The following is a 24,460-nucleotide window of genomic DNA, read 5'->3' as shown; positions in this document are numbered from 1 at the left end:
ACACATCGATGCCGCCCTTGCACCGGCGGCATCGCGCGGCGCGACTGAAGGGAAGAGCAGAAAAACCAGGAAGCCGGGCCTCGGCGCACCCGTGCCCCGCGCGTTCCGCTACGTCGAGACGCACGGCCCGCTTCGCATGTTTGCGGAAGGCGTGGTGTTCGTCGGCGCCCGCGTGATCTCCGCGAACCCCGCCAGCGGCGCCGCACAGCGCATCGAATGGCAGTCCGCCTTCTACCCCGGGCCGCGCCACCGCAACAGCGCCGATGCCGCAGGCGGCGCGCAGATGCTGCCGCTGGGGTTTCACGAGGGCTTCGACCTCTACCTGCAGCGGCGGCCCGGCGCAGGCGGCGACGCGGTCGTCGCGAGGTCGGGCGCTGGCGATGCGAACACGCTCGACACCGCCGTCCCGTGCGCGCCCGGCGCGGCCCAGGCCTTGCGCGAGGGCACGCGCCGCGCCGGTTTGCTGGCCGCCGGGCCTTACTTGTAGAGCAGCTGCGGCAGCCACAGGCCGATCTGCGGCCACACGTACAGCAGCACGATCGCCAGCACCTGGATGCCCATGAACGGCAGCATGCCCAGGAAGATCTGGTTCAGCGTGACGTGCGGCGGGCTCACGCCCTTCAGGTAGAAGGCGGCCATGGCCACCGGCGGCGACAGGAACGCCGTCTGCAGGTTCAGCGCCACCAGCAGGCCGAAGAACAGCGGGTCGACGCCGAAGTTGTCGAGCAGCGGAATGAAGATGGGCATGAAGATCACGATGATCTCGGTCCACTCCAGCGGCCAGCCCAGCAGGAAGATGATGACCTGGCTCAGGATCAGGAACTCCACCTTCGTGAGGTTCATGCCCAGCACCCACTCCTCCACCAGCGCCTGCCCGCCCAGCAGCGCGAACGCGGCCGAGAAGATGGCCGAGCCCACGAACAGCCAGCACACCATGGCCGAGGTCTTGGCCGTGAGGAACATCGACTCCTTCAGCACCGTGAGGTTCAGCCGCCGGTAGGCCGCCGCCAGCAGCATGCCGCCGAGCGCGCCCATGGCCGCGGCCTCGGTCGGCGTGGCCAGGCCCAGCACGATGGAGCCCAGCACCGACATGATCAGCAGCACCAGCGGGAAGAACGAGGCCAGCAGCATCTTGAAGATCTCGAGCCGCGCGAAGCTCAGGAACAGGTAGAACAGCGCGACCATGGCGCCGAACACCGCGAAGGTGACCCACCACCAGGTGGGGGCGGGGCGCACCGTGGCGGCCTCGGCCCCACCCTCGACCGCGCCCGGCGTTGCCGCCGACGGCTCGGCCAGCGCTGGCGCGGGCGTGGGCGTGGAAGGGGCGGGCTCCGCGGCCTGTCCTTCCGAGGGCGGCTCCTGCAGCCCACCTTCTTGCGGTGGTTCCGCCAACCCGCCTTCAGCCGGAGGCTCCTGCAGGCCGCCCTCGCTGGGCGCGCTGCGCACCGCGCCGATCTCCTCGATGTCGTAGCGCGCCTGCGCCTCCACCGTGGTCACGGCCTTGTAGCTGGAGGCCGCCAGCAGCAGGAAGATCACGCCGGGCATCGCGACGATGCCGAGCTGCCGCAGCACATGCGAGAACGGCACGCCGGCATTGCGCCGCCCCTTCAGCAGCCCGACCACCGCATGCGCCGCAGGGCTCTCGGCCAGCCGCTGCGACAGCGGCGGCAGCGGCACCACGCGCTCGGCCATCGACAGCGGCGGCGCCCACTGCGGCTTGAGCCACGCGATGAGGATCACGTACAGCACATAGAGCGACGCCAGCATCAGCCCCGGAAAGAACGCACCCGCGTACAGCTGCACCACCGACACGCCCGCCGTGGCGCCGTACACGATGAGCAATACAGACGGCGGAATCAGGATGCCCAGGCACCCGCCCGCGGTGATGGCGCCCGCGGCCAGCGGCACGCTGTAGCCGCCGCGCAGCATGGCCGGCAGCGCCAGCAGCCCCATCAGCGTGACCACCGCGCCCACGATGCCGGTGGCCGTGGCGAAGATGGTGCAGGTCACCAGCGTGGCCACCGCCAGCGCGCCGGGCAGCCGCGCCAGCGCCAGGTGCAGGCTCTTGAAGAGCGACTCGATCAGGTTCGCGCGCTCCACCAGGTAGCCCATGAACACGAACAGCGGCACCGCGATGAGCACGTCGTTGGCCATGGTCTTGAAGGCCGACTGCACCATCAGGTCGAGCGTGCGGTGCCAGTCGCGGTCGTAGGCCAGCCAGGTGAACAGCATGCCCATGCCCATCAGCGTGAACGCCGTGGGAAAGCCCAGCATGATGGCCACCACCACCAGCGAGAGCATCAACAGGCCCAGGTGGCCGTTGGTGATGGTGTCGGCGCTCAGCAGCACCGAGCCCGCGCCCACGACGATCAGCGCCATGAACGACAGGCCGAACCAGAGTTCGCGGCGGATCATCGCGTGCTCCCTTGCTGCGCGGCCGCGCCGTGCGCCACCACCATGCGGTCGAGCGCGGCGATGTCCTCGTCCTTCACGTGCACCATCTCCTTGAGCTTCTGCACGTCGACTTCTTCGACGTCCTGCTCGCGCGACGGCCACGCGCCGCTGCGGATGCACAGCACGCAGCGGATGATTTCGACGAAGCCCTGCAGCAGCAGCGTGAAGCCCGCCAGCGGAATGACGTACTTGAACGGGTACAGCGGCAGCGGCTCGGCCGAGAAGGTCTGCTCGCGGATGGCGAGCGACTCGCCCGCGTAGATCCAGCCCGCCCACGTGAGCGCCACGATGCCCGGCAGGAAGAACACGATGTACAGCACCAGGTCCACCAGCGCCTGCGTGCGCGGGCGGAAGAAGCCGTAGAGCACGTCGCCGCGCACATGGCCGTTCTTGGACAGCGTGTAGGCGCCGGCGGTCATGAACATCGCGCCGTACAGCATGATCTGCGCGTCCAGCACCCAGGCGTGCGGCTTGTTGAGCGCATAGCGCGAGAACACCTCCCAGCTGATCAGCAGCGTGAGCAGCAGGACGCACCAGGCGAAGGTCTTGCCGATCCATGTGGAGAACCGGTCGACCGCCAGGAGAAAGGATTGCATCGGAACGAACTCCTCGCCGCGACCCGTGCGCGGCTTGCGTGCAGGCATGAAAAGAGGGCACCCGCCGGGGTGCCCTCGCGTCACAGGAAGCGCTTCAGGTCTTCTTCGCCTGCCGTCCGAAGTAGTGGTTGTAGGCCATCTTGAAATCGACCGAGTAGTCGTTCTGCCACTGGCCCGCGCGCTCGGCGAAGGCGCGCTGCGAGTCGAGCACCTTCTTGAACATCGGGTTCTCGGTCGACTTCTTGGCGATGGTCTTGTCCCAGGAGGCCAGCTGTGCGCGCAGCACGGCGTCGGGCGTCTTGTAGAACTTGATGCCGGCCTTCTTCAGCTCTTCATAGTCCTTCGAGTTGCGGTCGATGGCCTTCCAGCTCATGTCCGCGCTCGCGGCCTGCGTGGCGTACTCGATGATCGACTTGAGCTCGGGCGGCAGCGCCTTGAGCTTGCCGCCGTTGAACAGCACCTCGAACTGCTCGCCGCTCTGGTGGAAGCTTTGCAGCATGCAGTTCTTGGCCACGTCGGGAAAGCCCAGCACGCGGTCGCTCGACGCGTTGTTGAACTCGGCCGCGTCGATCAGCCCGCGGTCCAGCGCGGGCACGATCTCGCCGCCGGGCAGCGGGTTCACGGCCGCGCCCATGTCGGTGAACACGTCCACCGCCAGGCCCACGGTGCGGAACTTCAGGCCCTTCATGTCCTCGGCCTTGGCCACCGGCTTCTTGAACCAGCCCAGCGGCTGCGTGGGCATGGGGCCGTAGAGGTAGGAGGCCACGTCGAGGTTCAGGCTCTTGTAGATCTCCTCCATCAGCGCCTTGCCGCCGCCGTAGGTGTGCCAGGCCAGGATCATGTTGGCGTCCATGCCGTAGCCCGGGCCCGACCCCCACAGCGCGAGCGCGGAGTTCTTGCCGTACCAGTACGCGACCACGCCGTGGCCGCCGTCGAGCGTGCCCTTGGCCACCGCGTCGAGCAGCTGGAAGGCGGGCACCACGGAGCCCGCGGGCAGCACCTCGATCTTCAGGCGGTTGCCCGCCATGTCGTTGACCTTCCTGGCGTAGTCCTGCGCGTACTCGTGGAAGATGTCCTTGGCCGGCCAGGTGCTCTGGAAGCGCAGCGAGGTGGTCTGGGCCATGCTGACCATCGGCACGGACATGGCGCCGGCGGCCACGGCGGCGCCCTTGAGCAGCCCGCGGCGGCGGGGCATTTTGCTGTCTGACATGTGTCTCTCTCCAATTGGTTCTGACTGGGAAAACCCAGGCCGCCGTCTTGGAGTTATGGTTTGACAGGCCCAAGCCGCCATCTTTGGCGCGCAGGAACACGCGACAAACAGGGTTTTCACGAAGCGGTGAAAAATTCCGCTAGTTGAAAACCCGCAGTGCGAACCCGCAAAGGAACGAAGAGATGACTGAACCCGTGAACGACAAGGGCTACGCCGGCGACGTGACGCCCGAGCAGGCCGCGCAATGGCTGGCCAGCGGCGAGGCCGTGATGGTCGACGTGCGCACCGACGCCGAGCGCGAATGGGTCGGCTACGTGCCGGGCGCCGTGCCGCTGGCCTGGAAGCAATGGCCGGGCATGGCGATGAACCCCGCGTTCGACGACGGCGTGCGCGCGGCGGCCGGCGGCAAGAAGGTCGTGCTGCTGTGCCGCAGCGGCGTGCGCTCGGTGGCGGCCGCCAAGCGGGCGACCGAACTGGGGGTGGAGGCCTACAACATCCTCGAGGGGTTCGAGGGGAATGCGGACGAGAGCGGGCACCGGGGGCAACTCGGTGGGTGGCGCAAGCGCGGGTTGCCCTGGAAGCAGGGCTGAGCAGCCTGTCTTCGCTACGGGGCCGCAGACCGCCTTGTGGCACCGCTGTTCGATCGCGCGCTCTTCATGGCGGGGTCAGAAGATCGGGTCGATGGGTGCGGAGCCGGTTTTCGGCATGGGCCAGCAACTGCGCGGCCTGGTCGATGCAGGCCTGCAGCGTGGCGGTGGAAATCGGGTCGCCTTCGTAGTCGCTCACATTGCGTTGCCGGCGCAGCGCATCGAGCACGATGATCTCCGGCTGCGCCACCGCCATCGTCAGGCCGAGACTCTGGATGGCCGTCTGGTGATGGCCCGGCTGGCTGGTGGACGTGCGGTAGCCGTTGGCCCACAAACCCAGCATCGCGCATTGCATGATGCATTTGCAGGCGGCATCGAATCGGTTGTCGGCGCTCACCTGTGCCACATGCGCATCGGCCAGATTGCGCCGTGCCGCCTGAAGCAGCTTGGCGATGCCCGCGGCATCAGCCTGGTGGGGCTGCAGCCGCCCGATCGTCAACAAGTTCTGCAAGCTCATCGGCTCCTCCCTTCACGAGCAACTTTGGCTTGGCCAGTATGTCGCGTGCGAATGCATCGCCGCTGCGCGCGCGTTGCGCAAATTCCTCGGGCGCGTACAGCACCGTGTTCACCTCGCGGCCCAGCGCCGCATGCAGAGGAAACACCGCCTGTGCCAGCGCCATGAAATCCACGCTGCCCAGCACCAGCAGGTCCACATCGCTGCCCGGCGAGGGCGTGCCACGCGCGATGGAGCCGAACACCAGCGCCAACCGTATCTGCGCATCCAGCGGCGCCAGCGCTTCGCGCACGGCAGGCACCACGCCATGCGTCTTGCGAAACAGTGCCGCCAGGTCATCGAACAGAGGGTGGCGCGTGTTCGCGCTGTAGCGCACCTGGTTGCCTTGTTCGCTGCGCAGCAGCAGGCCGGTGCGCGCCAGCTTGTCGACCTCTCGCGCCAGCGTGCCCGCATGGCTGTCGGTCAGGCGCGCAAGCTCCCGCAAATGGAAGCTCGACTGCGGATGCAGCAGCAGCACCGCCAGCACGCGCTGGCGCGCGGCGGGGAACAGCAGGTCCATCAGGGAAGAGTCGTTGCTCATTAGGCGACGATTGTTGCTAATAAGGCGACACTCGACAAGTGCCTGCAACATCGCGTGTGGTGTTGCGTGGTGCGCCGGCTGGTTGAACCGCCGCAAGGGCACCTTCGACCCCGCGGCACTCCTGGCGAGCCGAAAACAAGAAAGCCCACGGCACGCCGTGGGCTTTGCTGAAAAAGAACGACTGAAAGAAGCTCAGTTCAACGGCGGAATCCGCAGCTTCTGCCCCGGATAGATCTTGTCCGGGTTGCTCAGCATCGGCTTGTTCGCCTCGAAGATCGCGTTGTATTTGTTGGCATCGCCGTAGTACTTCTTCGAAATGGCCGAGAGCGTGTCGCCCTTCACCACGTCGTGGTACTGCGCGGGTGGGGCGGCCGGGGCCACCAGGTCGTTGTCGACGCTGGTCACGTTGGCCACGTTGCCCGCGGCCAGCGAGGCCTTCTCGCTGGCTTCCTGCGAAGGGGCATTGCCCGCGAGGGTGACCACGCCGCTGCTGGCCGTGTAGGTCACCACCAGCGCCGTGAGGCCGAGGTTCTGGGTCTCGATGTAGGTCTTGATGGCCGCGGCGGCGGCGGTGTTCGCGTCGGGTGTGTCGGGCGTGGCGGCGTGGGCCGACGATCCGCCGAACAGCTTTTCACCGGCCTCCTTGATGAAGCTGAGCAATCCCATGGTTCTCTCCTTGTGCGGTGTGTGCAGTGGTTGGGTCAGGCAGAGAAATGGTGGGGCGTAACGCGCCTGCCCGGCGTAGGCCCATGCCGCATATGCGACGGCCCGGGCCGGTTGCGGCGACCCGCGTCAGCAAGACTCGTCACAAAGTCGCAATAATCCCGCGCATGTCATCCCCCTTCCTCGCCATCGACATCGGCAACACCCGCCTTAAGTGGGCGCTCTACGACTCGGCCCGCCCCGGTGCCGCGTTGCAGGCGCAGGGCGCCGAATTCCTCGACCACATCGAACGGCTGGGCGACGGCCCGTGGGCCGACCTGCCCGCGCCCGCGTCCATGCTGGGCTGCGTGGTGGCCGGCGACGCGGTGCGCCGTCGCGCCGAGGAGCAGATCAACGAACGCTTCGACTGCACGCCGCGCTGGGTCATGTCGAGCGCGGGCGAGGCCGGCATCGTGAACGGCTACGACCACCCCACGCGCCTGGGCGCCGACCGCTTCGTGGCCATGATCGGCGCGCGCCACCGCATGCTGGCCGAACAGGCCGGGCGCGAAACGCGCCCGATGGTGGTGGTGATGATCGGCACGGCCGTGACGGTCGAGGCCATCGACGCCGACGGCAAGTTCCTGGGCGGGCTGATCCTGCCGGGCCACGGCATCATGCTGCGCGCGCTGGAGTCGGGCACGGCCGGGCTGCACGTGCCGACCGGCGAGGTGCGCGAATTTCCCACCAACACCAGCGACGCGCTGACCAGCGGCGGCACCTACGCCATTGCCGGGGCCGTGGAGCGCATGGTGCAGCATGTGCGCTCGCACTGCGGCGCCGAGCCGGCCTGCTACATGACCGGCGGCGCGGGCTGGAAGATGGCGCCCGTGATGAACGGGCACTTCGAGCTGGTCGAGAGCCTGATCATGGACGGGCTGCTGGTGATCGCCCGCGAACGGGCTTCCAGTTGAGGCCTGCGGTCAGGGCCGCATCAGCGCCTCGCCCATCGCCTGGAACGCGGGCAGCGTGAGCGGATCGTTGGCGCCGTTGGCCGCCACCGGGTGCGCCGCGTAGCGCACGATCACCATCTCGGCCTTCGGGTCGATGTAGATGCTCTGGCCGTGGATGCCGCGTGCCATGTAGGCGCCGTGCGGGTTGTGCGACACCCACCACATGTCGCGGTACGACCAGCCCTTGAGCAGCGCATAGCCGGCCTTCGCGAACTTCGCCGGGTCGCCGCCGCGCTGGATGTCGTCCACCACCGCCTTGGGAATGGCCTGCTGCCCGTTGGAGGCGCGCCCGCCGTTGCGCAGCGTCTCGCCGAAGCGGGCCAGGTCGCGCAGCACGGTGTTCAGGCCGCCGCCGCCCGACTCGGTGCCGATGCGGTCGACCATGAAGTACGCGTCCTGCTCGGCGCCGATGCGCCGCCAGATCTTCTCGCTCAGCAGCTCCGCCAGCGACTGGCCGCTGGCGCGGCGAAGAACCCAGGCCAGCACCTCGGCGTTGACCGTCTTGTAGGCGAAGGCATCGCCGTGCTCGCCTTCCTTCTTCAGCGTGACGAGGAACTCGTAGAACGACTTCGGGCCGGTGTAGTTGGCGCCCTGCGTGAGCATGCCGCCGGCACGGGCGTAGTCCCAGATCTCGGCCTTCGGGTCGGCGTAGTTTTCGGAGTAGTGCACGCCGACCGTCATGTCCATCACCTGGCGCACGGTGGCGTCGCCGTAGGCTGTGTCTTTCAGTTCTGGGATGTATTTGGTGACCGGCGCGGCAGGGTCGAGCTTGCCTTCGTCCGCGAGGATGGCCGCCAGCGTGCCCACGAAGGACTTGGTGACCGACATCGCGATGTGCGGGCGCTCCGGCGTGAGCGCGCCGAAGTACTTCTCGTAGACCACCTTGCCGCGGTGCATCACGAGGATGCCGTCGGTGTAGGTGCCGGAGATCATCTGCGCGAAGTTCAGCGTCTGGTCCGTGCCCAGGGGTTTGAACGTGACGGCCTCGATCTGCACCGGCGACGTGCCCGAGGGCAGCGGGCTGGCCGCGCCGCTGCCGCGCCACACGTTGGCCGTGGGCACGGTCTCGCGCACGTGCGAGAAGCTCCAGCGCGTGCGCGGAAACACGCCGCCGGCCGGGTTGTCGAAGGTGATGAGCTTGTCGGGCGGGGGCGGAAAGCCCTTCATCCAGCCCAGCGCGTCGACCGAGGTGGCCGCGGGGTCCGGGAGCGCGGCCGGCGTGGGGGTCTGGGCGGAAGTGGTGTTCACTGCAAGCAGGGTGACCACGGCGGCGAGCGCCGTGCGAATGAATAGGGACATGGCGAGGCCGGTGCGGGTGATCAACGGCCGCTGAAGCGCGCGGGACGGCGTTCGACGAAAGAGCGCACGCCCTCGGCGGCGTCCTCGCTGTTCGACAGGCGCTTCTGCGTCTCGATGAACTCCGACACGGCAGCCAGCGGGCCGTGCTCGATGGCTTTCAGCACATTGAGCCGCGTGGCCACCACCGCCAGCGGCGCCTGGGCCGCGATGCGCTGCGCAATGGCCAGCGCCGCGTCCAGCTCTTCGCCCGCCGGCACCACCTTCTGCACGAAGTTCAGGCGGAAGGCCTCGGCGCTGCCGAACTCGTCGGCCGTGAGCAGGTGCAGCATGGCGTTGCCCAGGCCGGCGCGCTCGGCCATGCGCAGCGTGGCGCCGCCCGTGGCCATGATGCCGCGCTGCACTTCCATCTGCGAGAAGCGGCAGTTGTCGGCCGCCACCACGATGTCGGCGCCCAGCATCAGCTCGATGCCCACCGTGAAGCAGATGCCCTTCACGGCCACCACCATCGGCTTGGTGCGGCGGCGGTAGCCTTCGAGCCCGAAGTCGTGCGGCTCCACCAGGCCCTGCGGAATCGCCTTCTCGCCACGCTTCATGTACTCGGCCACCGCCGGCAGGTCGAGGCCCGCCGTGAAGTGGTCGCCGAAGGCATGCAGCACGCCCACGCGCAGGTTCGGGTCGTCGTCCAGCCGGGTGTAGGCCTCGGCCAGCTGCTTGAACATCGGCGGCGTCCAGCCGTTGCGCTTGGCCGGGCGGTTGATGCCGATCAGCAGCACGTGGTCGAGCACCTGGGTGTCGATGCAGCCTTCTGCCGGTGGGGTGGTGGGCGTGGCGGTCATGGTGTCTGTCTCCGTTGTTCTTCTTGTGTGCCGGATCAGTACGTGTAGACGCCGCGGCCGGTCTTGCGGCCCAGTTGGCCCGCGGCGACCATTTCCTTCAGCAGCGGGCAGGGGCGGTACTTGGAGTCGCCGAACTGCTCGAGGTACACCTCCATCACGGCCAGGCACACGTCCAGGCCGATCATGTCGGCCAGCGCCAGCGGGCCGATGGGCTGGTTGCAGCCCAGTTTCATGCCGGCGTCGATGTCTTCCGCGGTGGCAATGCCTTCGGACAGCACGAAGAAGGCCTCGTTGATCATCGGCACCAGGATGCGGTTGACCACGAAGCCCGGCGCGTTCTTCACCGTGATGGGCGACTTGCCCAGGCGCTCGGCCAGTTCCTTCACCGTGTCGTGCGTGGCGTCGCTCGTGAGGTAGCCGCGGATCAGCTCCACCAGCGCCATCATCGGCACCGGGTTGAAGAAGTGCATGCCGATGAAGCGGTCGGGGCGCGAGGTGGCCGCGGCCAGCTGCGTGATGGAGATCGACGAGGTGTTCGACGCAACGATCACTTCGGCCGGCAGCATGTCGTCGACCTGCTTGAGGATCTTGAGCTTCAGCGCGTGGTTCTCGGTGGCGGCCTCGATGACCAGTTGCGCGCTCTTCAGGTCTTCGTAGTTGGTCGAGCCCTTGATGAGCGCCAGCGCGGCGGTCTTCTGCTCGGCGGTGAGCTTCTCTTTCTTGATCAGGCGGTCGAGGCTGCCCGACACGGTGGCCAGGCCCTTGTCGACGGCCGCCTGGGCGATGTCGACCATCACCACCTTCACGCCGGCCACCGCGCAGGCCTGCGCGATGCCGTTGCCCATTGTTCCGGCGCCGATGATGCCGACAGTCTGGATAGCCATGAGAGAACTCCTTGAGGAAAACAAAAAAAGGGAAGGGGGTGCGCGGGGCGGACGCCACGGCAAGGCATCGATTGTGAATCAGCCCCAGGGCCGCGCCGTTGCCGCGTGTGACACGGCCGGCGCGTGGGTGGCTTACAGTCCTGCGGTTGCTTTTTGTCCCTTTTCCCGATTCATCCGCTCCCCCTGATTCCCGACCATGACCACCCTCGGCACCCCCCTTTCCCCCTCCGCCACCCGCGTGATGCTGCTTGGCTCCGGTGAACTCGGCAAGGAGGTGCTGATCGCCCTGCAGCGCCTTGGTGTCGAGACCATCGCGGTCGATCGCTACGAGAACGCCCCCGGCCAGCAGGTCGCGCACCACGCGCGCACCATCACCATGAGCGACCCCGCGCAGCTCAAGGCGCTGATCGAGGCCGAGAAGCCCACGCTGGTGGTGCCCGAGATCGAGGCCATCGCCACGCCCATGCTGCAGCAGCTCGAAGACGCCGGCGTGGTGCGCGTGATTCCCACGGCCCGCGCCGCCCGCCTCACGATGGACCGCGAAGGCATCCGCCGCCTGGCCGCCGAGACGCTCGGCGTGCCCACCAGCCCCTACAAGTTCTGCGACTCGCTGGCCGAGCTGCAGGCGGCCATCGACGCCGGCATTGGCTACCCCTGCATCGTGAAGCCCGTGATGAGCAGCTCCGGCAAGGGCCAGAGCAAGATCGACGGCCCCGCCGACGTGCAGAAGGCCTGGGACTACGCCATGGCCGGCGGCCGCGTGAGCCATGGCCGCGTGATCGTCGAGGGCTTCATCGACTTCGACTACGAGATCACGCTGCTGACGGTGCGCGCCCAGGACGGCGCCGGCGCCGTGGAAACCAAGTTCTGCGACCCCATCGGCCACGTGCAGGTGAGCGGCGACTACGTGGAAAGCTGGCAACCGCACCCGATGGCGCCCGCCGCGCTGCAGAAGGCGCAGCAGATCGCGCAGGCCGTCACGGCCGACCTGGGCGGCCAGGGCCTGTTCGGCGTGGAGCTGTTCGTGAAGGGCGACGAGGTCTGGTTCAGCGAAGTCAGCCCGCGCCCGCACGACACCGGCATGGTCACCATGGCCACGCAGTGGCAGAACGAGTTCGAGCTGCACGCGCGCGCCATCCTCGGCCTGCCGGTGGACACCTCGCTCAAGAGCCCGGGCGCCAGTGCGGTGATCTACGGCGGCGTGGACGCCACCGGCATCGCCTTCGACGGCGTGGCCGAGGCGCTGCAGGTGCCGGGCAGCGACATCCGCCTGTTCGGCAAGCCCGAGAGCTTCACCAAGCGCCGCATGGGCGTGGCGCTGGTGCACGCGGCCGACACCGACACGGCCCGCGCGCTGGCCAAGGAAGCCGCTTCGCGCGTGAAGCCGCGCAAGGCCTGAAGCGCTTCCTGGCCCTTGTGCGGGTGAACCCGCGCTGAGCCGTCGAGGCGGGCCGGGTAGCCAGTTTTCGCAAGCCGCGCCGCAACGGCGCGGGCATGGTGCGGGAAGATCGAGTGACACCCACCCGACTCCCGGAGACTCCATGCTGCATCCCCAGGCGCGCGCCTTGCTCGACTTCATCGAGGCGCGCGGCATTCCGCCGACCCACACCCTCTCGCCCGCCGACGCGCGCGCCTTCTACCGCGAGCGCCGCGCCGCCACGCAACCGCTGCCCGCCGAAGTGGCCGAGGTGCGCGACCTGGCCGCGGACGGCCCGCACGGCCCCATTCCGGTGCGGCTGTACCGCCCGCTGGGGTCGGGCGCCGGCCCGCTTCCGGTGCTGGTGTACTTCCACGGCGGCGGCTGGGTCATCGGCGATCTCGACACGCACGACGTGCTGTGCCGCGAGCTGGCCAACGGCGCCGGCTGCGCGGTGGTCGCGGTCGACTACCGCATGGGGCCGGAGCACCGCTTCCCCGCCGCGGTGGACGACGTGCTCGCCGCCGCCCGCTGGGTGCGCCGCGAAGCCGCCACGCTGGGGCTCGATGCGAGCCGCCTCGCCGTGGGCGGCGACAGCGCGGGCGGCAACCTGGCGGCCGTGGTGGCGATTGCCGCGCGCGATGCCGGCGACCTGCCCATTGCGTACCAGTTGCTGATCTACCCGGCCACCGACATGCGCCGCGGCCATCCCTCGCACCAGGCCAACGGGCAGGGCTACCTGCTGACCCGCGACACGATGGCGTACTTTCACGACCACTACATCACCGACCCCGCGCACGACCTCGACTGGCGCGCCTCGCCGCTGCTGCACACCGACCTGGCGGGCCTGCCGCCGGCGCTGGTGGTCACGGCCGGCCACGACCCGCTGCGCGACGAGGGCGCCGCTTATGCGCAGGCGCTCACCGCCGCCGGCAACAGCGCGGCGTACGTGTGCTTCGAGCGCCAGATCCATGGCTTCATCACCATGGGCAAGGTGCTTGACGAGGCCAACGCGGGCGTTGCGCTGTGTGCCTCGGAGCTTCGCCGCGCGTTCGCCGCGGCCTAGGGAAAGTCCCCGCGCAAATCGCTGCCGCGCGGACGGTCCGCGCCGCTACGATCCAGCCAACAAAGACGCCACCCCCGCGTGGACGTCCACCGATGCAGGAGACAAACACCATGCAGCGATCGAGGACGACGCCGAGCCAGAGCGGCGCCGCACGGCAGGGCGAACGGCTGATGTGGCTCACGCCGCACCGCGTGTTCTATGCCGGCCTGCTCGGCGCTGCCGCCGAGCGCACGATGGGTGGACACGGCGTGTGCGTGTCGCCCGCCGGTGCGCCGCCCAACCGCATCCGCATCGGCGGCGGGGCCTGGCAGAGCGGTGAACTCATCGTGGTGCCGCCGCACGTGCCGCACCAGGTGGAGAGCGCGCACCCGCTCATCTTCAGTTTGATCATCGAGTCGGAGTCGGTCGACCCCGCGCGCATGCCGGCCTTCTTGCAGCACTGCGGCCCGGTGGAAGCACCGGCCTTCGTGCAGCGCGTGCGCGACGCCCATGCGCAGCTGCTGGCCGCCTCGCAGCGCGGCACCGACTTCGAGGGCTTCGACTTCGACGCGACGTTCTTCGGCGAAGGCCTCGCCCCGCGCGCGCTCGATCCGCGCATCCGCAAGGTGGCCGACGCCATCAACGCCGACCCGGCCGCGCCCATGTCGGCCGAAGACTGCGCGGCCTCGGTGCACCTGTCGTTCTCGCGCTTCCTGCACCTGTTCAAGCAGGAGACGGGCATGGCCTTCAGGGCGTTCAGGGCGTGGAAGCGCGCGCGCAGCCTGCTGCGCTACGTGCGCCAGGCCAGCACGCTGACCGACATCGCGCTGGACACGGGCTACCCCGACTCGACGCACTTCAGCCATTCGATCCGCCAGGTCTACGGCCTCAAGCCCAGCGACATCCTGGCCGGCTCGCGCCGCCTTGCGCTGCACGACGCGGCCGGCGGCTTGCGGCACTGAGCGCGAGACGAAGGACCCATGCAGATCCTTCAACTCCTGCTGTCGGGCATTGCGCAAGGTTGCATCTACGGGCTGATCGCACTGGGCTTCGTGCTGATCTACAAGGCCACCGAAACGGTGAGCTTCGCGCAGGGCGACCTGATGATGCTCGGCGCCTTCGGTGCGTTCGCGGGCATGTCGCTGTTCGGCCTGCCGTTCTGGCTCGCTGCAATCTTGGCGGTGGTGGCGATGGCGGCCTTCGGCGTGCTGCTGGAGCTGGTGGTGATCCGCCCGATCCTGGGGCAGCCGCAGTTCTCCATCGTGATGCTGACCATCGGCATTGCCTACGTGGCGCGCGGGCTCATCACCATGGTGCCGGGCATCGGCACCGAGACCCACACGCTGGCCGTGCCCTACAAGGACCAGATCTGGAAGCTGGGCGAGCTGGTGGTCAACCTGGAGCAGCTGGCCATCATCATCGCCACGGCCATCCTGTGCGGCCTGCTGTTCGCGATGTTCCGCTACAGCAAGCTGGGCATCGCGATGCAGGCGTCTTCGCAGAACCAGCTCGCGGCCTACTACATGGGCATTCCCGTGAAGCGGCTCAACGGGCTGGTGTGGGGCCTGGCGGCGGCGGTGGCGGCCATTGCCGGCATGCTGCTCGCGCCCATCACCTTCGTGCACGCGAACATGGGCTTCATCGGGCTCAAGGCCTTTCCGGCGGCGGTGGTGGGCGGCTTCGGCAGCCTGCCGGGCGCGATCGTCGGCGGGCTGGTGATCGGCATCGTCGAGTCGTTCGCGGGCTTCTACCTTCCCGACGGTTTCAAGGACACGGCGCCGTACATCGTGGTGCTGCTGATGCTCATGATCAAGCCGAACGGTCTGTTCGGCGAGAAGCTGCGCAAGAAGGTGTAAAGCAAATGCGCCCCCACGTTCGTCACTTCGTGTACTCGCTGCCCCCCGCGGGGGGGCAGGTCCGCCTTGGGGCGGCCCGGCGGCGGACCTGACCATGCGCTTCATCTTCAAGACCAGCTACGACCAGGACATCCGCCTCGCGCGCCATGGCGGGCACGTGTTCTGGTACGGCCTGCTCGTCGCGTTCCTGGTGGCCGCGCCGTGGGTCATCGACGAGTACTGGCTGGCGCAACTGACCTTCGTGCTGATCTACGGCATCGTCGGCCTGGGGCTGATGCTGCTGGCGGGGTTCACGGGGCAGTTCTCCATCGGGCATGCGGCGTTTCTCGGCGCGGGTGCGTACACGCAGGGCGTGCTGACGAACATGGGCGTGCCGTTCCCGCTCGCGTTGATTGCCTCGGCCGCGCTGGCGGCGGCGGTGGGCGTAGTGGTGGCCTTGCCCGCGTTGCGCGTGAAGGGCATCTACCTCGGCATTGCGACGCTGTCGTTCGGCTTCATCGTCGAGGAGGTGTTCGCGCGCTGGGAGAGCGTGACGGGCGGCAACGCCGGCCTGCACGTGAAGGCGCCGCAGCTCTTCGGCTGGTCGCTGGGCTCGGGCGACGGCTTCTACTTTCTGTGCCTGGTGGTGGCGGTGGTGGCGACGCTGGGCATCCTGAACCTGCTGCGCTCGCCGACGGGCCGCGCCTTCGTGGCGATCCGCGACTCGGAGATTTCCGCGCAGAGCATGGGCATCCACCTGGCGCGCTACAAGACGATGTCGTTCGCGATCTCGGCCGCGCTCGCGGGGCTGGGCGGCGCGTTGTATGCGCACAAGCTGAGCTTCATCTCGCCCGACCAGTTCAGCATCCTGCAGTCGATCGACCTGCTGCTGATGGTGGTGATCGGCGGGCTCGGCTCGGTGCACGGCGCGTTCCTGGGCGCGATCTTCCTGATCGCCATGCCGCAGCTCATTTCCATCGGCAAGGACTGGCTGCCCGAGGCCATCGGCCAGGCGCCGGGGCTGCAGGGGCTGGTGTACGGGCTGGTGCTGATCGCGTTCGTGCTGTTCGAGCCGCTGGGCTTGTACGGCCGCTGGCTCAAGGTGCGCACCTGGCTGCAGCTCTTTCCGTTCTACCGCAGGGGCTTGTTCAAGCGGCAGAAGTCGTTCACCAAGTCGGACCGCCTGAGATGAGCGGCGACATCCTCCTGTCGGCCAAGGAACTGAGCGTGCGCTTCGGCGGCGTGCTCGCGGTCAACAAGGTGAGCTTCGACGTGCGCCGCGGCGAGGTGTTCACGCTGATCGGGCCGAACGGCGCGGGCAAGACGACGGTGTTCAACCTGATCAGCCGCATCTACACGCCGACCACGGGCCAGATCACCTGGCACGGCGAAGAGGGCGGCCCCATCGCGCTGACGCAGCAGGCGCCGCACGCCATCGCGGCGCTGGGCATTGCGCGCACCTTCCAGAACATCGAGCTGTTCGAGCACGCGACGGTGCTGCACAACCTGCTGATCGGGCGCCACACGCACCGCCAGACGGGGTTCTGGAGCGAGGTGTTCTTCACGCCGGCCACGCGGCGCGCGGAGATCGAGGCGCGCGAGAAGGCGGAGCAGGTGATCGAGCTGCTCGACCTGCAGCACCACCGCGATTCGATGGTGGCGGGCTTGCCCTACGGCGTACGCAAGGTCGTCGAGCTGGCGCGCGCGCTGTGCACCGAGCCCAAGCTGCTGCTGCTCGACGAACCTTCTTCCGGCCTCAACGTGGAAGAGACGGCCGACATGGCGTTCTGGATCCAGGACATCCAGCACGAGCTGGGCGTTTCGGTGCTGATGGTCGAGCACGACATGTCGCTGGTGTCGAAGGTGTCCGACCGGGTGCTGGCGATGAACATGGGCGAGGTGTTGGCCACCGGTTCGCCGCGCGAGGTGCAGGCCGATGCGCGTGTGATCGAGGCCTACCTCGGGACCGTGGACGACGTGAGCAGCCTGAGGCGGGTGGCGGCATGAGCACCCGCCTTCGCACTGTTCCTTGGTCTTGCTCCTTCCCCTTCCGGGGGAAGGCTGGGATGGGGGCAGGCAGAGCGCCCATTGGATACGCCGCTTGCCCCCACCCCAACCCTCCCCCGGAAGGGGAGGGAGAAAAACAGGGGGCATCCGCATGCACCGCGCCGAGTCGCCCCAGGCAAGCTCGCACCGTAACGCGCAGCGTGAAGGTCGCCTTATGAGTGATGTCGTGCTTCAACTGCTCAACGTCGAGAGCGCCTACGGTCCCATCAAGGCGATCCGCGGCGTGAGCCTGAAGGTCAGGCAGGGCGAGATCGCGACGGTGCTGGGCTCCAACGGCGCGGGCAAGACGACCATCCTCAAGACCATCTCCGGCATCATCGATCCGCGCAAGGGCAGCATCGAGTTCCAGGGCAAGGACATCACCGCCAAGGACCCGGCCCACATCGTCCAGCAAGGGCTGAGCCACGTGCCCGAAGGCCGCGAAGTGTTTCCGCTGCTGTCGGTGAAGGACAACCTGCTGATGGGCGCCTACACCCGCAAGGACCGCGACGGCGTGGCGCGCGACATGGAAACGGTCTACGCCTACTTTCCCATTCTTCGCGAACGCGCCACGCAGGACGCGGGGCTGCTGTCGGGCGGGCAGCAGCAGATGCTGGCCATTTCGCGCGCGATCATGGCCGCGCCGCACCTCATTCTTCTGGACGAACCGAGCCTGGGCCTGAGCCCGAAGCTGACGAAGGAGATCTTCGAGATCGTGGTGCGCATCAACCGCGAGCGCGGCACCACGATCCTGCTGGTCGAGCAGAACGCCAACATGGCGCTGAACGCGGCCGACCACGGCTACGTGCTGGAGAACGGCCGCATCGTGATGGAAGACGCCTGCGAACGCCTGCGCGAGAAGGACGACATCAAGGAGTTCTACCTCGGCGTGAAGGACGACGGCGTGCGTGGCGAGCGGCGCTGGAAAAAGAAGAAGACCTGGAGATAGCCGCCATGCAAGGACTCTGGGACCTGAACACCTTCGCCCCGCGCACCGACGTGGTCGTGCCGGGCGACACCGTTTCCGCCATGTTCTGGAACGCCGTGAAGCAGCGCGGCGACGCGGTCTGGATGCGGCAGAAGGAGCTCGGCATCTGGCGCAGCTGGAGCTGGCACCGGACGGGCGACGCCGTGCGCGAGATCGCGGCGGGGCTGCAGGCGATCGGCTTCGCGCCGGGCGAGTGCGCGTCGATCCTGTCGAACACGGTCATCGAATGGGTGCTGGCCGACCTGGCCGTGCTGAGCTGCGGCGGTGTGTCGAACGGCATCTACCCGACCGACGCGGCCTCGCAGGTGCACTACCTGTGCGAGGACTCGCGCACCACGGTGCTGTTCGTGGAGGACGACGAGCAGCTCGACAAGGCACTCGAGGTGCGCGCCGGCCTGCCGGGGCTGCGCTGCGTGGTCGTGTTCGACATGGAGGGCCTGCGCGACCTCGACGACGCGGCGGTGATGAGCCTCGACGCGCTGCGCGCCCTCGGGCGCCAGCACCTGGCGACCGACCCGCAGGCGGTGGAGCGCACCGTGGCGGCCTGCCGTCCGGAAGACCTGGCGATCCTGGTCTACACCTCGGGCACCACCGGCAAGCCCAAGGGCGCGATGCACAGCCATGCGGGGCTGGTGTACACCGCGCGCGGCTACAACTCGCTCATTGCGCAGGACGAGACCGACGAGCGCATGTGCTTCCTGCCGCTGTGCCACATCGCCGAGCGCATGGGCGGCGAGTACTTCGCGATGTACACCGGCTCGATCCTCAACTTCGTGGAGAACCCCGAGACCGTGCCGGAGAACGTGCGCGAGATTGCGCCGACGGTGTTCACGGCGGTGCCGCGGGTGTGGGAGAAGTTCTACTCGGGCGTGATGATCGCGCTGAAGGAAGCCAGCCCGCTGCAGCAGGCCGCCTACAGGTGGAGCATCGGCGTGGGCGAGCAGATTGCCGGCCGCGTGCTGGCGGGCGAGCCGGTGAGCGCGGCGCTGAAGTTCAAGTTCAGGCTGGCGCGGGTGCTGGCGCTGGACAACGCGCGCAAGCTCATCGGCATTCACCGCGCGCGCTTCCTGGTGACGGGCGCGGCGCCCATTTCGCCCGAACTGGTGAAGTGGTACCTGGCGCTGGGCGTGCCGATGCTGGAGGTGTGGGGCATGACGGAGTCGTGCGGCGCCTCGACCGCGGTGCCGGCCTCGCGCATCAAGCCGGGGTCGATCGGGCCGGCCACGGCCTACAACGAGGTGCGCATCGACGCGGCCACCAGCGAGATCCTGGTGCGCGGGCCGAACGTCTTCATGGGCTACCTCAACCTGCCGGAGAAGACGGCCGAGACCATCGACGCCGACGGCTGGCTGCACACGGGCGACGTGGGCGTGATGGACGAGGACGGGTATTTCCGCATCACCGACCGGATGAAAGACATCATCATCACGGCGGGGGGGAAGAACGTGACGCCCAGCGAGCTGGAGAACGAGCTCAAGTTCAGCCTCTACATCACCGATGCCGTGGTCATCGGCGACAAGAAGCCCTACCTCACGGTGATCGTCATGATCGACCAGGAGAACGTCGAGAAGTTTGCGCAGGACCACGACGTGCCGTTCAGCAACTACGAGAGCCTGACGCGCACGCGCGAAGTGCAGGACCTGATCCAGGGCGAGATCGACCGCGTCAACGCCAGGTTCGCGCGCGTCGAGCAGATCAAGAAGTTCTTTCTGCTCGAGACGCAGCTCAGCGCCGAGGACGAGGAGCTCACGCCCACGATGAAGCTCAAGCGCAAGCTGGTGCAGACCAAGTACGCGGAGCGCATCGACGCCATGTACCGCTGACGCCTCTGAGCCGCTGACGCCGCTGAACCGCTGCCATTGCAGATCCGTTTTTTTCGCCAACCCGAGGAGACAACCGCATGAAGCTCAAGACACTGACGACGCTGGCCGTGCTGGGCCTGATCGCGACGCTCGCGTCCGCGCAGCAGCAGGGCGTGAGCAAGGACGAGATCCGCATCGGCACCATCCAGGACCTCTCGGGCCCGCTCGCGGGCTTCGGCAAGCAGGCGCGCAACGGCATGCAGCTGCGCGTGGATGAACTCAACGAGCAGGGCAGCGTGAACGGGCGCAAGCTCAAGCTGTTCGTCGAGGACTCGGGCTACGACCCGAAGAAGGCGGTACTGGCCGCGCAGAAGCTGGTGAACCAGGAAAAGATCTTCATCATGGCCGGCCACATCGGCACGGCGCAGAACATGGCGGCGATGCCGGTGCAGTTCGACAAGAACATCGTCAACTACATGCCCATCACCGCGGCGCGCGAAATGTACGAGCCGCTGAATCGGCTGAAGTATTCGTTCGCGGCCACCTACTACGACCAGATTCGCCTGGCGCTGCCGAAGATGGTGAAGGACAAGGGCGCCAAGAAGGTCTGCACCATCTACCAGGACGACGAGTTCGGGCTCGAGGTGCAGCGCGGCGCCGAGGCCGGGCTGAAGGCCGCGGGCATGGAGCTGGCCGAGAAGACCTCGTTCAAGCGCGGCGCCACCGACTTCAGCTCGCAGGTCGCGAAGATGAAGGCCGCCAACTGCGACCTGGTGGTGCTGGGCACCATCATCCGCGAGACCATCGGCACCGTGGGCGAGGCGCGCAAGACCGGCTTCAACCCGACCTTCCTGGGCTCCAGCGCGGCCTACACCGACCTGATCCACAAGCTCGGCGGCAAGGCGATGGACGGCGTGTACGCCACCATGACCGTGCAGAACCCCTACACCGACGAACAGTCGCAGCCGCTGCGCTTCTGGGCCAACAAGTACAAGACCAAGTTCAACGAAGACCCGACCGTGTTCTCGGTGTACGGCTACGTAATCGTCGATTCGTTCATCAAGGCGGCGACCAAGGCCGGCCCGAACCTCACGACCGACAGCTTCATCAAGGCGATGGACAGCATGACCTTCGAGCCCGACATGTTCGGCAGCCCGAAGAGCACCTACACGGCCACCAAGCGGCTGGGCAACGACCAGTCGCGCCTGTCGCAGATCAAGGACGGCAAGTGGGTCGTGGTGTCGGACTATGTGACACCATGACGGGACCATGCCCACGAACTCCGCCATTGCCGCCAGCTACTGGCTGATGAAATCCGAGCCCGACGAGGTCTCGATCGACGATGCGCTCGCCGCGCCCGGCGCCACCGTGGCGTGGACCGGCGTGCGCAACTACCAGGCACGCAACTTCATGCGCGACGGCATGAAGGTCGGCGACGGCGTGCTGTTCTATCACTCGAGCTGCCCGGAGCCGGGCATTGCCGGCATCGCGCGGGTGGCGTCGGGCGTGAAGCCCGACCCGACGCAGTTCGATGCCAAGTCGCCGTACTACGACGCGAAGTCGAAGCCCGGCGATCCGCGCTGGCTGCTGGTGGACGTGAAGGCGCTGCGCAAGACGCGGCTGCTGGCGCTGCCCGAGCTGCGCGAGAAGCCCGAACTGGCCGAGCTGGTGGTGCTGCGCAAGGGCAACCGGCTGTCGATCACGCCGGTGGAGCCCGCGCACTGGAAGATCATCGAGAAGATGCTGGCCTGAACCTTCAGCCCGTGCTCGGGCTGCTTCAGGCCACCTTCGACAGGATCGGGAACAGCTTGCCGAGCCCGTCGGCCATCACCTCCACCGCGAGCGCAGCCAGGATCAGGCCCATCAGCCGGGTCATGATGTTGATGCCCGTCTTGCCGAGCACGCGCGCAATGGGCTGCGCGAGCGAGAAGGCCACCGCGGTCGCCAGCGCCACCACCACGCCGTAGCCCACCAGCACCGCCAGCTCCCACAGGTGCTGCGTCTTGTCGGCGTAGATGACCACGGTCGAGATGGCGGCCGGGCCGGTGAGCAGCGGGATGGTGAGCGGCACCACCGCGATGGACGCGCCCATCGACGCCTTCACCTCGGTGGCGCGCAGCTCCTCGACGTTGGTCTTGCTCTCGGCCGGCTTGGCGTTGAGCATGGACATCGAGCTCATGAGCAGCAGCAGGCCGCCGCCGACCTGGAAGCTTGCGATGGAAATGCCGAAGAACGACAGCAGCTGCAGGCCGAGCAGCGCGCTCACCGCGATCACCACGAAGGCGCTGAAGGCCGACATGCGCACGGTGTGCCGGCGCTGCGCGTCGCTGTAGCCCTGCGTGTAGTGGATGAAGAACGGCACGATGGCCAGCGGGTTGACGATGGCCACCAGCGTGACCAGCGGCTTGATCAGGTCCATCGAGGTGCTCATGGCTCAGCGCCCTCCGGCGATGTCCAGCAGGGCCATGGTGGTGTAGCTCGCCTCGGCCGAGAGCAGCCACACGATGGCGCCCGCAATTTCGTCGGCGGTACCGGCGCGCCGCATCGGAATCTGCGGCCCGAGCGCGGCGGCGCGGTCGGGCAGGCCGCCGGAGGCGTGGATATCGGTGTCGATCACGCCGGGGCGCACCGCGTTCACGCGGATGCCTTCGTCGGCCACTTCCTTGGCCAGGCCGAGGGTGAAGGTGTCGATGGCGCCCTTGCTGGCGGCGTAGTCGACGTACTGGCCCGGCGAGCCCAGCCGCGACGCGGCGCTGGAGACATTGACGATGGCGCCGCCCGTGCCGCCGTGGCGGGTGCTCATGCGGCGCACGGCTTCGCGGGCGCACAGGAAGCTGCCGATCACGTTGATGCGGAACATGCGCTCCAGCCGGGCCACGCTCATTTCGTCGACGCGCGCCGTCACGTCGACGATGCCGGCGCTGTTGACCAACGCGGTGAGGCGGCCGAGCTTGGCGTCGACCTTCTCGAACATGGCGAGCACCTGCGCCTCGTCGCCCACGTCGGCCTGCACGGCCATGGCGGTGCCGCCGTTCGCGCGGATGGCGCGCACCACCTCGTCGGCGGCCAGCGAGTTGCTGGCGTAGTTGACGGCCACCGCATAGCCGCGCTTCGCGGCGAGCAGGGCGGTGGCGGCGCCGATGCCGCGCCCGCCGCCCGTGATCAAGAGCACCTGGTCCAAAACCTACCTCCTGCAGAGAAACTGCGTGTCAGTTAAAACCGTTGGTCGGATTACATCATCGGGGGCACGCGCATGAGCACAGCGCCGGGCCGTCCCAAGCAAGCTCGCACCGAAGTGCGGAGCACGGAGGTTACCTAATGAGCATCGGCAAAACGATCGACTACTACTTTGCGCCACAGAGCCCATGGACTTATCTGGGGCATTCCCGCTTCGCGGCGATTGCTGCGGCCGCCGGCGCCACGGTGCGCGTGCGGCCGATCGACCTGGGCAGCGTGTTCCCCGTGTCCGGCGGCCTGCCGCTGGGCAAGCGTGCGCCGCAGCGCCAGGCGTACCGGCTGGCCGACCTCGCGCGTTGTTCGCGCCACCTCGGCCTGCCGCTGAACGTCAAGCCGAAGTTCTTCCCGGTGGCCGGCGACGACGCGGCGCGCGTCATCATCGCGGTCGACCTGCACGACGGCACCGAGGCCGCGATGCGCATGTGCGCGGCGGTCTTCGCGGCGGTGTGGTCGCAGGAGCGCAACATCGGCGACCCCAACGTGCTCGAAGCGCTGGTCGTGGAAAGCGGCCTGCCGGCCAAGCGCTCGGAGCAGTCGCTGAGCCAGGCGGTGCAGGAGCGCTACGAGGCCTACACGCAGGAGGCCATCGACATTCAGGTGTTCGGCGCGCCGAGCTATGTGGTCGATGGCGAGATTTTCTGGGGGCAGGACCGCCTCGACTTCGTCGAGCGGGCGCTGCAACCTTGATTCCCTGATGCCGCAACGCCGGCATTCATTCATCCATCTGCCATCAAGGAGCAAGACAACATGGGCCAATTCATCGATCTCACCGCCAAGGACGGCTTCACCTTCCCCGCCTACGTGGCCGAGCCCGCCGGCAAGCCGCGCGGCGCGGTGGTCGTGGTGCAGGAAATCTTCGGCGTGAACTCGCACATCCGCTCGGTGGCCGACGGCTATGCGGCCGAGGGCTACCTGGCCGTGGCACCGGCTACCTTCCAGCGCGTGAAGCCGGGCGTGGAGCTGGGCTACTCGGACGACGACATGAAGAACGGCTTCGGCCTGAAGACCGCGGTCGAGGCGCTGCCCGCGCCCGGCGTGCTGCAGGACATCGAGGCGTCGATCGCCTACGCGTCGAAGGCCGGCAAGGTCGGCATCGTGGGCTATTGCTGGGGCGGCCTGCTGGTGTGGCGCGCCGCCGCGCTGCTGCCGGGCCTGGCGGCGGCAGCGCCTTACTACGGCGGCGGCATGACCTCGCCGGAAGAAACGGCGCGCAGTCCCAAGGTGCCGGTGCTCGCGCACTTCGGCAACCAGGACCACTGGATTCCGCTGGACACGATCGAGTCGTTCAAGAAGGCGCACCCCGAAGTCGAAGTGCACGTGTACCCGGTGGGCCACGGCTTCAACTGCGACCAGCGCGGCTCGTACGACGCCGATGCGGCCAAGCTGGCGCGCGAACGCACGCTGGCGTTCTTCGCCAAGCACCTCGGCTGAGCCGTCGGTTTTTCCGTTCGACCATGAAAAAACCCGGCGCTGCC

At 67.9% G+C, this 24,460-nt stretch carries 26 protein-coding genes; 15 read left to right on the top strand and 11 right to left on the bottom strand.

Annotation, left to right across the window (positions count from 1 at the left end):
• Positions 1-91: 91 nt before the first annotated feature.
• Positions 92-487 (top strand): hypothetical protein, encoded by a 396-nt coding sequence (locus BM004_RS31600; protein WP_093133724.1) that lies wholly within the window; start codon positions 92-94, stop codon positions 485-487.
• Here the strand turns inward: BM004_RS31600 and BM004_RS31595 are convergent.
• From BM004_RS31595 to BM004_RS31585, 3 genes are all read right to left on the bottom strand, one after another.
• Positions 478-2,415: a TRAP transporter large permease gene (locus BM004_RS31595; protein WP_093219249.1), complete on the bottom strand. Its 1,938-nt coding sequence runs from the start codon at positions 2,413-2,415 to the stop codon at positions 478-480. The genes BM004_RS31600 and BM004_RS31595 overlap by 10 nt on opposite strands.
• Positions 2,412-3,050, bottom strand: a complete 639-nt coding sequence (locus BM004_RS31590; RefSeq protein ID WP_093219414.1) for a TRAP transporter small permease subunit — start codon at positions 3,048-3,050, stop codon at positions 2,412-2,414. The genes BM004_RS31595 and BM004_RS31590 overlap by 4 nt, the downstream gene beginning before the upstream one ends.
• A 94-nt stretch (positions 3,051-3,144) precedes the next feature.
• The gene (locus BM004_RS31585) at positions 3,145-4,260 is read right to left on the bottom strand and encodes a TRAP transporter substrate-binding protein (RefSeq protein ID WP_093219247.1); all 1,116 of its coding nucleotides are present in this window, start codon (positions 4,258-4,260) and stop codon (positions 3,145-3,147) included.
• Between the two features lie 182 nt (positions 4,261-4,442).
• On the opposite strand from BM004_RS31585, the gene BM004_RS31580 reads away from it, so the two are divergent.
• Positions 4,443-4,850, top strand: a complete 408-nt coding sequence (locus tag BM004_RS31580) for a rhodanese-like domain-containing protein (protein ID WP_093133732.1) — start codon at positions 4,443-4,445, stop codon at positions 4,848-4,850.
• Between the two features lie 64 nt (positions 4,851-4,914).
• On the opposite strand, the gene BM004_RS31575 is transcribed toward BM004_RS31580, so the two are convergent.
• From BM004_RS31575 to lysM, 3 genes are all read right to left on the bottom strand, one after another.
• The gene (locus BM004_RS31575) at positions 4,915-5,364 is read right to left on the bottom strand and encodes a DNA-binding protein (protein WP_093219244.1); all 450 of its coding nucleotides are present in this window, start codon (positions 5,362-5,364) and stop codon (positions 4,915-4,917) included.
• On the bottom strand, positions 5,312-5,992 hold the full coding sequence (locus BM004_RS31570) for a nucleotidyltransferase domain-containing protein (RefSeq protein WP_256220131.1): 681 nt from the start codon (positions 5,990-5,992) through the stop codon (positions 5,312-5,314). Before BM004_RS31570 ends, BM004_RS31575 begins: the two co-directional genes overlap by 53 nt.
• Positions 5,993-6,133: 141 nt before the next feature.
• Positions 6,134-6,607: a peptidoglycan-binding protein LysM gene (gene lysM / locus BM004_RS31565; RefSeq protein ID WP_093219240.1), complete on the bottom strand. Its 474-nt coding sequence runs from the start codon at positions 6,605-6,607 to the stop codon at positions 6,134-6,136.
• Between the two features lie 164 nt (positions 6,608-6,771).
• Between lysM and BM004_RS31560 the strand changes: the two genes are divergently transcribed.
• A complete protein-coding gene (locus BM004_RS31560) occupies positions 6,772-7,557 on the top strand; it encodes a type III pantothenate kinase (protein WP_093133753.1) in 786 nt (261 codons plus the stop codon).
• A 9-nt stretch (positions 7,558-7,566) separates the two neighbouring features.
• On the opposite strand, the gene BM004_RS31555 is transcribed toward BM004_RS31560, so the two are convergent.
• Genes BM004_RS31555 through BM004_RS31545 form a run of 3 tightly spaced genes read right to left on the bottom strand, consistent with a single transcriptional unit; the run spans position 7,567 to position 10,615 of the window.
• Positions 7,567-8,895, bottom strand: a complete 1,329-nt coding sequence (locus tag BM004_RS31555) for a serine hydrolase domain-containing protein (RefSeq protein ID WP_093219412.1) — start codon at positions 8,893-8,895, stop codon at positions 7,567-7,569.
• Between the two features lie 20 nt (positions 8,896-8,915).
• Complete coding sequence (locus tag BM004_RS31550; RefSeq protein WP_093219237.1) at positions 8,916-9,731, bottom strand: crotonase/enoyl-CoA hydratase family protein; 816 nt, start codon at positions 9,729-9,731, stop codon at positions 8,916-8,918.
• Positions 9,732-9,766: 35 nt separating this feature from the next.
• On the bottom strand, positions 9,767-10,615 hold the full coding sequence (locus BM004_RS31545) for a 3-hydroxybutyryl-CoA dehydrogenase (RefSeq protein WP_093133759.1): 849 nt from the start codon (positions 10,613-10,615) through the stop codon (positions 9,767-9,769).
• A gap of 196 nt (positions 10,616-10,811) precedes the next feature.
• On the opposite strand from BM004_RS31545, the gene purT reads away from it, so the two are divergent.
• The 10 genes from purT to BM004_RS31495 all read left to right on the top strand — a co-directional run bounded on the left by purT (position 10,812) and on the right by BM004_RS31495 (position 21,500).
• Entirely contained in the window at positions 10,812-12,014 is a 1,203-nt protein-coding gene (gene purT / locus BM004_RS31540) for a formate-dependent phosphoribosylglycinamide formyltransferase (protein WP_093133762.1), read from the top strand.
• 142 nt (positions 12,015-12,156) lie between these two features.
• Entirely contained in the window at positions 12,157-13,098 is a 942-nt protein-coding gene (locus BM004_RS31535; protein ID WP_093219235.1) for an alpha/beta hydrolase, read from the top strand.
• 110 nt (positions 13,099-13,208) lie between these two features.
• The gene (locus BM004_RS31530) at positions 13,209-14,039 is read left to right on the top strand and encodes a helix-turn-helix domain-containing protein (protein ID WP_093219232.1); all 831 of its coding nucleotides are present in this window, start codon (positions 13,209-13,211) and stop codon (positions 14,037-14,039) included.
• An 18-nt stretch (positions 14,040-14,057) separates the two neighbouring features.
• Positions 14,058-14,933, top strand: coding sequence for a branched-chain amino acid ABC transporter permease (locus tag BM004_RS31525; RefSeq protein ID WP_093133767.1), 876 nt, complete (start codon positions 14,058-14,060; stop codon positions 14,931-14,933).
• Between the two features lie 94 nt (positions 14,934-15,027).
• Positions 15,028-16,104, top strand: a complete 1,077-nt coding sequence (locus BM004_RS31520; RefSeq protein WP_093133770.1) for a branched-chain amino acid ABC transporter permease — start codon at positions 15,028-15,030, stop codon at positions 16,102-16,104.
• Entirely contained in the window at positions 16,101-16,919 is an 819-nt protein-coding gene (locus BM004_RS31515) for an ABC transporter ATP-binding protein (protein WP_093219230.1), read from the top strand. Before BM004_RS31520 ends, BM004_RS31515 begins: the two co-directional genes overlap by 4 nt.
• Before the next feature lie 214 nt (positions 16,920-17,133).
• A complete protein-coding gene (locus tag BM004_RS31510; RefSeq protein WP_093219228.1) occupies positions 17,134-17,907 on the top strand; it encodes an ABC transporter ATP-binding protein in 774 nt (257 codons plus the stop codon).
• A gap of 5 nt (positions 17,908-17,912) precedes the next feature.
• A complete protein-coding gene (locus tag BM004_RS31505) occupies positions 17,913-19,769 on the top strand; it encodes an AMP-dependent synthetase/ligase (protein WP_093219226.1) in 1,857 nt (618 codons plus the stop codon).
• A 77-nt stretch (positions 19,770-19,846) separates the two neighbouring features.
• Positions 19,847-21,010, top strand: a complete 1,164-nt coding sequence (locus BM004_RS31500; RefSeq protein ID WP_093219223.1) for an ABC transporter substrate-binding protein — start codon at positions 19,847-19,849, stop codon at positions 21,008-21,010.
• 7 nt (positions 21,011-21,017) lie between these two features.
• Positions 21,018-21,500: an EVE domain-containing protein gene (locus tag BM004_RS31495; RefSeq protein ID WP_093219221.1), complete on the top strand. Its 483-nt coding sequence runs from the start codon at positions 21,018-21,020 to the stop codon at positions 21,498-21,500.
• 25 nt (positions 21,501-21,525) lie between these two features.
• Here BM004_RS31495 and BM004_RS31490 read toward each other — a convergent pair whose 3' ends face one another.
• The gene (locus tag BM004_RS31490) at positions 21,526-22,179 is read right to left on the bottom strand and encodes a MarC family protein (protein WP_093133784.1); all 654 of its coding nucleotides are present in this window, start codon (positions 22,177-22,179) and stop codon (positions 21,526-21,528) included.
• Positions 22,180-22,182: 3 nt separating this feature from the next.
• A complete protein-coding gene (locus tag BM004_RS31485; protein ID WP_093133787.1) occupies positions 22,183-22,929 on the bottom strand; it encodes an SDR family oxidoreductase in 747 nt (248 codons plus the stop codon).
• 137 nt (positions 22,930-23,066) lie between these two features.
• On the opposite strand from BM004_RS31485, the gene BM004_RS31480 reads away from it, so the two are divergent.
• Positions 23,067-23,672, top strand: a complete 606-nt coding sequence (locus tag BM004_RS31480; protein ID WP_177206666.1) for a 2-hydroxychromene-2-carboxylate isomerase — start codon at positions 23,067-23,069, stop codon at positions 23,670-23,672.
• A 60-nt stretch (positions 23,673-23,732) separates the two neighbouring features.
• On the top strand, positions 23,733-24,416 hold the full coding sequence (locus BM004_RS31475) for a dienelactone hydrolase family protein (protein ID WP_093133790.1): 684 nt from the start codon (positions 23,733-23,735) through the stop codon (positions 24,414-24,416).
• Positions 24,417-24,460: the final 44 nt, after the last annotated feature.

Source organism: Variovorax sp. OK212 (genome assembly GCF_900112425.1).
In the GTDB taxonomy this organism is placed as follows: Bacteria; Pseudomonadota; Gammaproteobacteria; order Burkholderiales; family Burkholderiaceae_C; genus Variovorax.
Note: the sequence above shows the minus strand (reverse complement) of the source record. Positions and strands in the feature narration are given on the sequence as shown.

What these genes read in the sequence shown, in the direction of transcription:
- BM004_RS31520 (WP_093133770.1), top strand. Translation starts at nt 15,028, where the DNA reads ATGCGCTTCATCTTCAAGACCAGCTACGACCAGGACATCCGCCTCGCG.
- BM004_RS31590 (WP_093219414.1), bottom strand. Translation starts at nt 3,050, where the DNA reads ATGCAATCCTTTCTCCTGGCGGTCGACCGGTTCTCCACATGGATCGGC.
- lysM (WP_093219240.1), bottom strand. Translation starts at nt 6,607, where the DNA reads ATGGGATTGCTCAGCTTCATCAAGGAGGCCGGTGAAAAGCTGTTCGGC.
- BM004_RS31560 (WP_093133753.1), top strand. Translation starts at nt 6,772, where the DNA reads ATGTCATCCCCCTTCCTCGCCATCGACATCGGCAACACCCGCCTTAAG.
- BM004_RS31505 (WP_093219226.1), top strand. Translation starts at nt 17,913, where the DNA reads ATGCAAGGACTCTGGGACCTGAACACCTTCGCCCCGCGCACCGACGTG.
- BM004_RS31515 (WP_093219230.1), top strand. Translation starts at nt 16,101, where the DNA reads ATGAGCGGCGACATCCTCCTGTCGGCCAAGGAACTGAGCGTGCGCTTC.
- BM004_RS31475 (WP_093133790.1), top strand. Translation starts at nt 23,733, where the DNA reads ATGGGCCAATTCATCGATCTCACCGCCAAGGACGGCTTCACCTTCCCC.
- BM004_RS31495 (WP_093219221.1), top strand. Translation starts at nt 21,018, where the DNA reads ATGCCCACGAACTCCGCCATTGCCGCCAGCTACTGGCTGATGAAATCC.
- BM004_RS31555 (WP_093219412.1), bottom strand. Translation starts at nt 8,895, where the DNA reads ATGTCCCTATTCATTCGCACGGCGCTCGCCGCCGTGGTCACCCTGCTT.
- BM004_RS31525 (WP_093133767.1), top strand. Translation starts at nt 14,058, where the DNA reads ATGCAGATCCTTCAACTCCTGCTGTCGGGCATTGCGCAAGGTTGCATC.
- BM004_RS31550 (WP_093219237.1), bottom strand. Translation starts at nt 9,731, where the DNA reads ATGACCGCCACGCCCACCACCCCACCGGCAGAAGGCTGCATCGACACC.
- BM004_RS31580 (WP_093133732.1), top strand. Translation starts at nt 4,443, where the DNA reads ATGACTGAACCCGTGAACGACAAGGGCTACGCCGGCGACGTGACGCCC.
- BM004_RS31480 (WP_177206666.1), top strand. Translation starts at nt 23,067, where the DNA reads ATGAGCATCGGCAAAACGATCGACTACTACTTTGCGCCACAGAGCCCA.
- BM004_RS31595 (WP_093219249.1), bottom strand. Translation starts at nt 2,415, where the DNA reads ATGATCCGCCGCGAACTCTGGTTCGGCCTGTCGTTCATGGCGCTGATC.
- BM004_RS31545 (WP_093133759.1), bottom strand. Translation starts at nt 10,615, where the DNA reads ATGGCTATCCAGACTGTCGGCATCATCGGCGCCGGAACAATGGGCAAC.
- BM004_RS31585 (WP_093219247.1), bottom strand. Translation starts at nt 4,260, where the DNA reads ATGTCAGACAGCAAAATGCCCCGCCGCCGCGGGCTGCTCAAGGGCGCC.
- BM004_RS31510 (WP_093219228.1), top strand. Translation starts at nt 17,134, where the DNA reads ATGAGTGATGTCGTGCTTCAACTGCTCAACGTCGAGAGCGCCTACGGT.
- BM004_RS31500 (WP_093219223.1), top strand. Translation starts at nt 19,847, where the DNA reads ATGAAGCTCAAGACACTGACGACGCTGGCCGTGCTGGGCCTGATCGCG.
- purT (WP_093133762.1), top strand. Translation starts at nt 10,812, where the DNA reads ATGACCACCCTCGGCACCCCCCTTTCCCCCTCCGCCACCCGCGTGATG.
- BM004_RS31490 (WP_093133784.1), bottom strand. Translation starts at nt 22,179, where the DNA reads ATGAGCACCTCGATGGACCTGATCAAGCCGCTGGTCACGCTGGTGGCC.
- BM004_RS31575 (WP_093219244.1), bottom strand. Translation starts at nt 5,364, where the DNA reads ATGAGCTTGCAGAACTTGTTGACGATCGGGCGGCTGCAGCCCCACCAG.
- BM004_RS31530 (WP_093219232.1), top strand. Translation starts at nt 13,209, where the DNA reads ATGCAGCGATCGAGGACGACGCCGAGCCAGAGCGGCGCCGCACGGCAG.
- BM004_RS31570 (WP_256220131.1), bottom strand. Translation starts at nt 5,992, where the DNA reads ATGTTGCAGGCACTTGTCGAGTGTCGCCTTATTAGCAACAATCGTCGC.
- BM004_RS31535 (WP_093219235.1), top strand. Translation starts at nt 12,157, where the DNA reads ATGCTGCATCCCCAGGCGCGCGCCTTGCTCGACTTCATCGAGGCGCGC.